General features: G+C 54.4%; 6 protein-coding genes. All 6 read right to left on the reverse strand.

What is annotated here, in order from left to right; translation table 11 throughout:
* Positions 1-95: 95 nt before the first annotated feature.
* The gene (locus tag DQG23_RS26940) at positions 96-2015 is read right to left on the reverse strand and encodes an alpha-amylase family protein (protein ID WP_113034129.1); all 1920 of its coding nucleotides are present in this window, start codon (positions 2013-2015) and stop codon (positions 96-98) included.
* 70 nt (positions 2016-2085) lie between these two features.
* Positions 2086-2913 (reverse strand): phytanoyl-CoA dioxygenase family protein, encoded by an 828-nt coding sequence (locus DQG23_RS26945; RefSeq protein ID WP_113034130.1) that lies wholly within the window; start codon positions 2911-2913, stop codon positions 2086-2088.
* A gap of 142 nt (positions 2914-3055) precedes the next feature.
* Positions 3056-4141: a Gfo/Idh/MocA family protein gene (locus DQG23_RS26950; protein WP_158560712.1), complete on the reverse strand. Its 1086-nt coding sequence runs from the start codon at positions 4139-4141 to the stop codon at positions 3056-3058.
* Positions 4142-4170: 29 nt separating this feature from the next.
* Entirely contained in the window at positions 4171-5988 is a 1818-nt protein-coding gene (locus tag DQG23_RS26955; RefSeq protein ID WP_158560713.1) for an alpha/beta hydrolase family protein, read from the reverse strand.
* Between the two features lie 141 nt (positions 5989-6129).
* Positions 6130-7536: a cohesin domain-containing protein gene (locus tag DQG23_RS43480; protein WP_337589416.1), complete on the reverse strand. Its 1407-nt coding sequence runs from the start codon at positions 7534-7536 to the stop codon at positions 6130-6132.
* Entirely contained in the window at positions 7424-10876 is a 3453-nt protein-coding gene (locus DQG23_RS26965; protein ID WP_113034134.1) for a right-handed parallel beta-helix repeat-containing protein, read from the reverse strand. Before DQG23_RS26965 ends, DQG23_RS43480 begins: the two co-directional genes overlap by 113 nt.
* Between the last annotated feature and the right edge of the window lie 228 nt (positions 10877-11104).

Genomic DNA, 11104 nt, shown 5'->3' on the forward strand with positions numbered 1-11104 from the left:
TTAAAGGTTCGGAAGACCTTCAGGACAGCCCTTATTTTCTAGTCTGCACAACAAACGACATGTCGTTAGAACAAATCGGCTTCGGAGCCTCGCCTTTACTTCTCTACGGCAACCATGGCATATCCTTTTACTTTTGGCAGAGGAATGCGGATATAACCGTTCGCCATCTCATATTCCAGAGGCTCTTTTCCCGGTACCATATAGACGTTTGCAGGCTTCTCGCCTTTCAAATACACGACTCCGCCGTCCAGCGTCTGAACGTCTTCGATCACATTATACCTGCCTCTCGGCTCCGGATGGGTCAGCTTGATATGAACCATGCGTTTATCTTCTTTCGCCGTCACCGTCACGCGCGCCGTCGTCGGAATCTCCTCGCACTTGATCAGCGGGTCCGGCAGCAGCTGCTTCAGGCTGTAGCCTACCATGTACTTGTGGACATTCGCGGCATACTGCATGTAGGCTCCGAAAACCGGGAAGCAAAATTGGATGATATTGCCCGACCTCGCCACTGCAGGACGTCCCGCATATTGATCCGGGGGCGTGTAGAACGAACCGTGGAAGCCGTTCCATTCCCGGTTGAAGTAGGGCTGCCAGTACTCCGCAACCTCTTTCATGCCTTCTTTCGCCTGAAGCAAAATCCCCTGTTTATAAATCCCGCACAACATCTCCGGCATTTCTCCCCCGGTATCCTCCAGCATGCGGAAGTACGAGCTGTTCCACGGATCTTCGCCCTCGTAAGCCATGTTCCATTCAGGAAGCGCGAAGTCCGTGCCTTCCGGATTCAAGCCGGAATGCCCCGAGCTGATTACGCCTCCGCCTGCGGCGATGTATGCCTTCAGCTTCGGACCCAGTACGGGCGTAATCCGCACATTGTCCGGCAGGATGATCACTTTGTACTTGGATAGATCGTGGCTCTCGTTTATGATGTCATAGGTCATCTTAAGCTCGCCCAGCATACGCACCGCGCCGTTATGACATTCGTCCAGCTTGCCGCCCGCCAGCGTTAAAATGCCGATATCCGCAACCGCGCGAACGCCGTCCGTCCATGGCTCGCAGCGCTCAAGCTCCTCGTAAATTTCGCCGATCACTTTGTACACCGCCGGATCCAAGCCGTCGCGCGGATGCATGTGATCGCCGATAGACGTAGGCACGCCGTTGCTAAGCGCGTCCCAGCAGTCGTTAAGCAGCGACGCTTTGCTTTTCAAGCCGCCGAAGTCGCCCCAATTAACATTAAATCTTCCTGTCATATAGAACACTTGCTGCCCCAAATTCCGCGCATACGCGACTTGAGCCGGGAAAAAATCGTAGCTCCACCCGCTTGGCAAGCATTCGATTTCAATGTGCGTGCGCAAGCCTTCCGTATCCGCCGGCTCCAAGCCGTTCAAATAAAGAAACTTGTCGGGGCCGACGATCTTCTTCACTTCCCTGGAGAAATCGAGCAGCGCTTCTTTAGCGAACGCCAATACATGCTCGTCATTGAGCGGATCCCTTCCTCTATCGCGTACGGCTTCCAAACACTCGTTGCCGTGACACGGATTAATGACCATGCAATCCAGGAAAAAACCTTCCACCGGATACCGCTCCGCCACCTCGCGGATCATGCCGAGCGCATAGTCCCGGTAGCCGGAATGAAAGCACATATTGCGAAAAAAGTTCGCGGTCCTGTCATCGTAAATGATCTGGCCTTCCTTGTTCACGATTGTCCATTCCCGATGTTTGCGGGCCATCTCATGGTCAAGGCCGATGTTGAAATAGGCGGTTACGCCGATTCCGGCTTTGCGGCACTCCTCCACGGTTTGTCCGAACATATCGAAGTCAAGATGCGGATGCATAACGCCGATGTCCGTCGGATAGTAGGCGAAGCCGATATTACACTTGGCAAAAACGTTCACATACTCCACGCGCGCATCCTTGAGCGTCTTGGCGAATGCCTTCGCATCGAAATTGGCCGCAAAGTCGGGAATGTCCGGCATCGTATGAAAATCGATGTGTACGGCTCGTTTGATGGTTCTCATGCAAAGTTCTCCTCGCAAATATATGACTTAAAAACGATAGTAAGCTTCCGAAGCGGAGACGGGATACCCTTTAAGACCAGTTCCTGCGATAGACATCCGCGTAGTGCCGGTAATACCCCGCCGTTCTCTGCGAAAGCCCCGACAAGTAATCCGGTTCGTCGAACCACGGCTGCACGGCGAACTCGTCGTGCAGCGGATAGTTGACCGAAGAGTAAGTGATATGCAGCGTTCGCCTAGGAATCTCTTTATGGTAGCGGCCGCGGTGATGCCCGACCGGATCGAAAATCAATCCGTCTCCCGCTTTCAGCGCAATGCGCAGCGCATTCGGCATCCCGTCTTCGCGGCAGTGGCTCTTATTATCGTCCAGGCGAATATAAGCTTCGTCGGGAGAGTCGTAACGATTGGCCGAAAACGGGACATACTCGATGTCGTCGTTATCGACCAGCGCAATTTGAAGATGGACGCCGGAGACATGTTCGGCGCTGCGGAATTTACGGATCATCGCCCGCTCTTCCTCATCGTCCTTAACCATAAACTGCGTATCGCGGTGCCAATTGCCGTCCTCGGAGCTGTACCGCGGATTGACCATGTAGCTAATACTGCGAAACAGCGACGGTCCGCCAAGAATCTGCTCAACCGTGCCTACGCAGCGGGGATCGGCAATCAACTCCAAAATCGCATTCTTCTGTTCGCGGTTGCCTTCGTCAAACCACTTCGGATCGTGAATATTTCGCACGGCCATAAAGTCCGTTTGCGGCTTTTCCCGGTCATGCTCCTCCGTAAACCGCTCCAATACGCCGTCGCAGGCGCTCTTCAGCCGCGTCAGTTCATTTCCTCTGAATATCTCGGGAATGATGAGATAACCTTCTTCTTTAACGCTCCGATATGCCGATTTCATATGCAGCAACAGCTTCCTTTCTTATCGATTTCGCGAAAATCCCCCTGCTGTTTTTTTATATTGGAGTTGCGCTCGGCAGAACATGGGCATTTTCGAAGGTTTTTACGCATATCCGTTCGGATTCGGCAACCGCACCCGCTGCCTAAACGATCTGGAAATTCGTCCGAAGCGCCGGATTGTCCCATTCTTCGTCCAAGCCGAGACCGCGCAAATCGGCGATCGTATTATTTTGCTCGGCTTCGTACAACCGCCATATAACCCGCAAGCCCTGAATGCTCCGGGGCCCGTCGACGATCGGACGTTTGCCGCTCGTAATGCACTCGAGGAAATGCCGCGTCTCATGCTGCGTCATTTTGCCAGGCTCTTCGATTTCCATCAGCACCTCGCAGTTCGAACCTGTCTCCAGATCGCCTTGCTCCCGCTTCATGTTCGAATGCGCGTACAGCTTGCCTTCGCCCAGATGCATTTCCAGCATTCCTTCCGTACAGTGGGCATGGATGCTGTAACCGAGACGGGAGCCGCGCGCGCCCCATGTGCCGAAGTGGTATCCCATCACGCCGTTTTCGAACTCGATCGTTACGTTGCTCGTTCCTTCCATCTCCATCCACGGGGTCCCCAGGTTCGTCCCCATGTGCACGCCCTTGACTGGGTTCCCGAGAAAACGCAGCATCAAATCGACGTAATGACAGCCATGGCTGAAAAACTGGCCGCCGCCCAACCGTTTCGCCGTGCTGCCCCAATTCCCCGGCTCCAGAAACGTCAATTGCTCGGTCCAAATCGACATTTGGAAAATGTCGCCGTACGCCTTGCTGTCGATCAACTCCTTCATTTTCTCGATGACCGGCCAGAACGGAACCGGATATGCCGTCATTAGCACGCGATCCACCGCTTCCGCCGTACGGATCAGCTCCTCGCACTCCTCTTCCGTATTCGCGAGCGGCTTCTCCATCAGCACGTGCTTGCCGGCTTTTAAACACGCCAGCCCAATTTCGTAGTGCAAATCGTGGGGCAATGCGATCAGCACGGCATCCACGTCGTCCCACATATCGCGGTAGTCCGTCACCGCTTTCTCCGCATGTACAAGCCCTGCCATATGCTCCGCCCGCTCCAGATTGCGGTCGCAGGTGACGCTGACGGTCATAATATCATTTAACATGACGAGTCCTTTGGCATGGCCCGAATTGGCGATTCCTCCGCAGCCGATAATACCCATTCTGATTTTATTCATCTTATGTTTCTCTCCTTTTGAAATATCGCTTAAATTCGTACCCATTCAAAATTCGCAAACAATAAGGCTTCGTCCGGCCAGCCGTCCTCCGGCATGCGAAGCTCCAAATAGTTGACGTCCGCCCATCCCGTGAGCGTTTCGCCGCTCTCCTCATGCCGGAAGGATTCCGGCGTAAGGGAAAAGATTTGCCACTCTCCCCTGCCGTCAATAGAGACAGAACATTCATAATTGCGGCTATGCGACGGAAAATGAAGCTGCTGGACAATAACCGTAAAATCGGCGGCTTTTCGGCTCAGCAGCTGAAAGCGAAGCATCTCGCCTGTCCTTCCCCTGTAGGCAGGGTCTCCCAACCGATACGTAAGGGGAGAAAGCATAGGGGCCGGCCGGAACCCTTTCACGCCGTCTTCGCTCACGGCAGCCGTTATCGGGCTGTAGCGGTGAGGGAACGGATCGGCATTCGGGCTGTTCGTCACCCAGCCGTCTAAACCGTCCCTGCCGTCATAAATGAGACCGGATCGACGGATCGACGAACAACCGAATTCATCCGCGCCGCTCAAATCATTACCCTCAACAGCATCCGTATCCTCATTCGCGGCTCCTGTGCCGATACCGGCACGATCAGCCTCCTGCGACGTTGTCAGCAATTTGCTGGATAAACAAATGCCGGATGCATAGAACACATTCGCATATGCATACACCGTTCCGCCGTAACCCGCAGCGTCTTGAAGGGACGCCCTCCACTCCGAACCGAGCTCGGTCGGGACAAGCGGCCGCCAATGCCGGGATACCGCATGCGGATTGCCAAGAGAGCAATACGCCTCAACCCGGGTTACGGGCTGCGTGCATCCGGGATCGGGACGAATGACGAGCTCGACATTCCCCTCCGCCGCATCGTGCCGTATAGATACTTCAGGCATCCTGGGCCATCGCTCTCCTCCCTTTAGCCACGTATCCATCCATATTGCAACATTTTCCGCTTGTTCCGAGTGAACATAATGGTTAAAGCCCGGTGTGAAAGCCGCGCTTCGCGGCGTCCGCTCCGGCAAAGCGGAAAGGATATCGAACGCGCGGTCCATTTTGCCGTAGAAATCGTTCGACGCGCTCACAAACAGCATAGGGGTGCGAATAAACGGCGCATAAACTTCCGGCTCCATGCCGGCCCGCCAGATGCGAACGTCGTCATCGGAATAATCCGGCTGCACCCCCGTCGCCAAACGGAACTCCTCTTTGAACGTGTGCCAGCCGAGCCCATAGATCGCGCAGCTTGCGTGTATGCGCGTATCCGTCGCGGCCAGCGTCCACAGCAGCGTTCCGCCCATCGATACGCCGAACGCGCCCAGCTTTCCGGGATCGACCTCCGGCTGCGCTTCCAGCAAGGTCAACGCCCGCCGGCCGGCCACGGCCCATTCGTACCAAGAGGATGCGCGTACGTTCGGAAACGTTGCCATCATCCGATCGCCTACGGCCGATTCCATTTGGTTCGCGTGCGCGAGCTCCTCGCCCCATAACGTGTAGGGCTGGCCGTCTGGCCGTCTGCCACCCCAATTAAAGGATAAAGCCGCATAACCGCGTTCATTCCAATATCGCAGGATATCAAGGTTGGCCGTTTGCCCTCCTCCATGAACGTGCAGGATGCCAGGCAGCAGTTTCCCTCCTTCCGGAGCGCTGTAAACAGCATAAATCCGGGTTTTGGTTGAGCCGGCCGCTTTCCCCGTAAAATACATTTCTTTAAAGGAAATCCCGCTTTCCGTCCACTGCTTCAAAAGCTCGATTTCCAGCGGCTCCGCTCTCGGGTCATAACCTTCCCAGACTTGTTCCGGCGACAGCATTTCCCTGCATTGCGACATTTCAAGCGCCTCCCCGGCTTTCGTCATCGTTTGAACGGAGCATTTTCCATGCGTTATTCCAGTCCTCGCCATGCGCAGCATCAGCATAATACCGAATCATACGGTTCCCTCACCTTAGGAAGTCTGCCATTGCTTCATTGACTACATAGCGCTCGCAACCGCTCGATAATCGGCGATGTCAATGCCGCCGTCTTCGTTAATGTCATACAGCTTTACTCTGTGCCAATCCGCGCTTGAGCTGTTTTTGCCGAAGTGAGCGGTCAACGTTCCCAAATCGGCGATCGATACTTTCCCGTCCCGGTTTACATCCGCAGGGGCTTCGGCGATAATCTCGATATTATAGGAAGACCGCTCCCCGCTCTTGGCGGTTCCTGCGATATCCGTCATATCGGCCTTGGAAACCGACACCTTCGCAAAAGCGGACTGCGTTAAACTCTTCGCCCTGAATGTGAGGGCCGCGATTTTCGGATCGCTGCCGATCCCTTGCACCGTATCGGTACTGGTCATTCCGATTCGAACTTTGCCCGGCGCATCCATGACCGGTTCGGCGAGCGCGATCCCTTCGTGAAGCGAAGCGGCCGATACGAATTCCAGCTGCTGCGGATTAAATTCGAACGTAATTTCTTGTTCGGCGATCCCCGTCGTCACTTGCTCCAGCCCGTACATAACCGTGAACGGCTTCTCGATACGGATGGAGGCCTCGCCCGATAGCTTCGTAACCGGCGCAGGCTCGGCGATAGGTTCGTTGACCGCGCGAAAATTATCGATGTAGGCGGTCGCGCCCGATTGCGTTGCGTTTGAATAAATGCCGATGTAAGTAAAGGCCGGGAAAATTTGCGCATAGGAATTGAACTGGCCGGTAACCGGCGCCTGCCCTTCCACGGTGACGGTGACATCATATTTCTTGACGAAGTCGGGGCCGACTTTAATTACGACCTCCAGATGGAACCATTGGTTTAACGGCAGATCCGTGAGCTTGACCGGCGTTCCGTATACCGGTCCTCCGAACAGGGCTCCTTCCTTGATCAGCAAACCTGCCGCATGCTGATTCGGCTGACCGGCCGTGCGGTCGCCGAGCTCAAATTCCAGACTTGTATCGGCGTCGACGCGCATATCCATCGAAAGCTTGCTTTTCCCGCTCGTATGGTTCAATGACAAAATCATTGCCGGCAGCCACGAATCTCCCGTCACCTCTCGGATACGCAAGCTTTTGCCGCCGTCCTTCGCCTGCTCGTCGCTTACCTCGATTCCAGTGCCGTACACGGTACTGTTCGCCATCGGATTGCCAAGCTCCGTCGTCTCGAAGCCGTCGTCAATCACGATTATTCCCGACTCCTCCGCGTATGCGGCGCCTGAAACGACCGGTCCAAGCACAACTGCGAATGATACCGCGATCGCCATGACTTTTCGGATCATCCTTCTCACCCCCGTCTCCCTATTTGCCATTGCCGTGGCCATTTCCATTTCCATTGCCGTTACCGTTACCATAACCATTGCCGTTACTATTACCATTGCCGTTACCGTTACCATGGCCGTTTCCATTGCCATTGCCGTTACCGTTACCATGGCCGTTTCCACTGCCATTGCCGTTACCGTTACCATGGCCGTTTCCATTGCCATTACCGTTACCGTTTCCATGGCCATTACCGCTGCCATTACCGTTACCTTGCTGGATTTGGATCGCAACCGAAGCTGTCTGTACGTTTTTCTCCGTACCGCGTTCATTGGAAACAACGGCTTTCGTCGACTGAACGGTCGTGCCTGCACCATCCGTCCGCTTCTTCGCCTTAAAATTCAACTTCAGTACGTCCGCGGCTTCCGTTATCGCATGCGTCAAACCTTCGCTAGCCATGATGACGCGGACTTTGCCCGCTTCGCCGGTTTTCGTCTCCACAAGCGCTACGCCGGGAATAAGCGACTCGGCTGATACGAAAGCAACCGTGTCCAGATCGTATTCGAAAGTTATATCGAGCGCAGTTGCCTGCTGCGATCCCGGCTGCAGTTGCGTCGTGACGGCAAAGCTTTGCCCGCTCTTGACGGATGCGGGTGCCGCAAGCATCAGCTTCGGTGCCTCGGAAGACTCATTGCTCATCGAGAAGTTGTCGATGTACGTCGACGTGTCAACTCCGTCTGCAATGGAGTACATGCCGAAGTAGCTGAAGATCGGGAAAACGTCGGCATAGGAAGGCAAGCCGGTGAAAACATGCGGCGTCTGCTCCCCATCGAGCGTCACGGCGACTTCATATTGCTGCGTATAATCCGCCCCCACGCCGATCGACACTTTGAGATGAATCCACTGTCCGACCGGCAAATCCATCAGCTTGGTTCGCTTCGAAGGCGTATAAATGTCTCCGCCGAACAACTCGCCGCCCACGATCTGCAAGCCCATCGTATGATGCTGATTGCCCGTCTCCGACCGGTCGCCGAACTCGAGTTCGAGGCCGGTTCCGGCATCGATCATCAAGTCCATTTCCATCGTGCTGATGCCGTCATAATGATAAGGTGCCAGCGTAATCATCGGCCAGAAATTATAGCCGACGGCGTCTGAAAATTCCTGAATTTTCAGACTTTGACTGCCGCTCTTGGCCTGCTCCCCCGATATGACCTTAATGAACGAAGCGCCGTTTGTCCAATAGGAAGTCATGCGCTGCATCGGACCGTCCGCTGGAGTCGATTCGAAATCGTCCGTGAACAGCTGCGGCCTTTTCTGCGGAAGCGGAGCTCTAACCGGTACCTGATACGAATAGTCGGATGCCAAATCGATCCATTCGCTGTCTCCGTAAACGCCCGCAGTCGAAACATCGAACGGAACGAAGCCTGTCACGGCAGGGAATGTCTCCCCATTCTTCAGCGTGAAATTTCTGCCTGCGGCATCCGTAAACGGAGATTCCTCAAGCAATACCGATGTCGTGTCGCCGTATCGCTGCTTCAGCTGATTAAGCGACGACTGGTCGAACGCATTGGGATTGCCCGTTTCGTTGATATAAGCGTTGCCACTAAGCGTATGCGTATAGGGTTCCGTTAGAATAGCGGAAAACGGTTTTCCTTCCGCAAAATGAATCAAATTGCGCTCGATCGTAAAGCTGCTGCGAATATTGGCGCCTAGAATCGGATCGTTGAACGAATCGGCCAGATTGTTAATCCCGTAGGTGCCTGTATAGGCAAAAATGTTGTTGCGCAGCATGATGTTTCGAGCATACCCGTTCAAATAACCGTAATCTTGAACGTCGTAGACAAGATTGTTTTCCAGCGTATACCCCGTCGTCGCATTGTCATTGTACAAGCCTGCCGCGGTATGATCGTACCTGGTAATATCGTGGATCACGTTATTGCGGATGATCGAGCCCGTTCCGTCTCCTACCGCATAAATGCCGCCGAGATCGTCCATAACCATCTGTCCGATATGATGGATATGATTCCATTCGATTACGTTGCGCAGCGTGTCCGTCTCATTCGATACCCACGACCAGCCGGCGGAAATGCCGCTGTAATACAGATCTGAAATATCGTTATGCGAGACGGTACTGTCACTCGCTTGGCCGATCAGAATGCCGACCCCTTCCGGATGCAGACGGCCGCCGGCCCGAATAATGTTGTTGTCCACCGTGATGTGATGCACCTTGTTCGGTTCGGGAGGAGCGGGATTTACCGTCTCGCCTACGCGAACGCCCCCCGCGCCAAGATCATGCATGTAGTTGCCGACAATGTCCACATCGCTTGAGCCCTTTTCCACGCTGAGCCCGTAATTCGCGATGTTGAATACTTCGTTGCCTTCGAAAGTTACACTGCGAGCGCCTTTAAATTGAATAACCGCCGGCAGCGGCGTACCGATCGATGAAGCCGCTTGGCCGTATTTGTAGCCGTCTTCCGGCGTCACATGTTTTGTATGAGCAAAAGCCAGCCCCTTGAATGAAAGATGCTCCGCATAGTTTCCGGCCGCCGGATCCCCTTGCACGATCATTAGCTTGTCGAGTATAGGGGCGACGACTTCCGCAGTCACCATCGTTTCCCCTGCGCGCGGCATATAATACAGCTGCCCGGTTCTCTTCAAGAACCATTCGCCGCCTACATCGAGCGCTCCCATAAAGTTCTCCATCGTATACCGGGTAAAAGGCGGAATCGGCGCCGGCATGAAATACGTATCGCCGCTGAGTCCGATTATGCTGTCCGCCGGGTTTACCCAATCGACTCTTCGGGTAGCCGTCAGCCAGTTGGAATAGACATGAACGGAAACATCGTTCAATTCCTGCTGCGAAAGACCGGATAGCGACTCGGCGTCCTGCGGGTCGTTCGGAATAAACGCCGTTTGCGAAAAATCGATCGTCTCCCCCGTAGCCGGATCCTTACGCAAGCCGGCATTTTCGTCCACGTAATGATAGCCCGCATTCGGCGTTTTGGCCCTGACCGCCCATTTGCCGTTGACCCACAGCTGCTCGAAATACAATTCCCCTGAGGCAGCTTCAGGCACTTCGGCCATCCACATGCCGTTCCCGGCTTCCGTGAAGCCGCTTATCTTTTTTCCGCCGCTGATAACCGGCTTCTCCCCAGGGTAAGCCGCATAGGTGATCGGAGCCGACGCCGTTCCCGAATCGTCCGCCGTAAACAAGAGCGGCTCCGCGAGCGTATAAGTGCCTCCCCTTATGTAAACCGTAGCCGGACCGGAAAGCCCGCCGCCTTGTGTTTTCAGCTCCCTCAAAGCGTCTCTTGCCCGTTCGATCGTCCGAAACGGCTGTTCCAGCGCACCGGTGTTCGCATCGCTTCCAAGCGCAGCATCGACATAGTAGACAAGTCCGTTCTCAGCCTCAGCCGCGCGAGCCGTAGTTGATCCCATCTCTCCGCCCGAGGCAAGCAAAATAGCGAAAGCGAGCATAACGATTTTTCTTACCATGACCACGCCTCCCTAAAAATACGATACCAATCTACCCTATCATCAAAAGAGTATCAGGCAGTCCGCCCCAATGTTATCAGGTTAAGCAATAGGCCGTTTCTGAGACTAAGTGGAAAAACTACAGTAAAATTTCCGCTTACGGCCTCTTTTCGCAAAATAGATGGAAAAACTCAGACTGTTTAGAAAGTCCTTATTTTACCACGGCAGCGCGTTAATATGATATAATAA

The organism is Paenibacillus contaminans (assembly GCF_003285015.1).
Classification (GTDB): domain Bacteria; phylum Bacillota; class Bacilli; order Paenibacillales; family NBRC-103111; genus Paenibacillus_V; species Paenibacillus_V contaminans.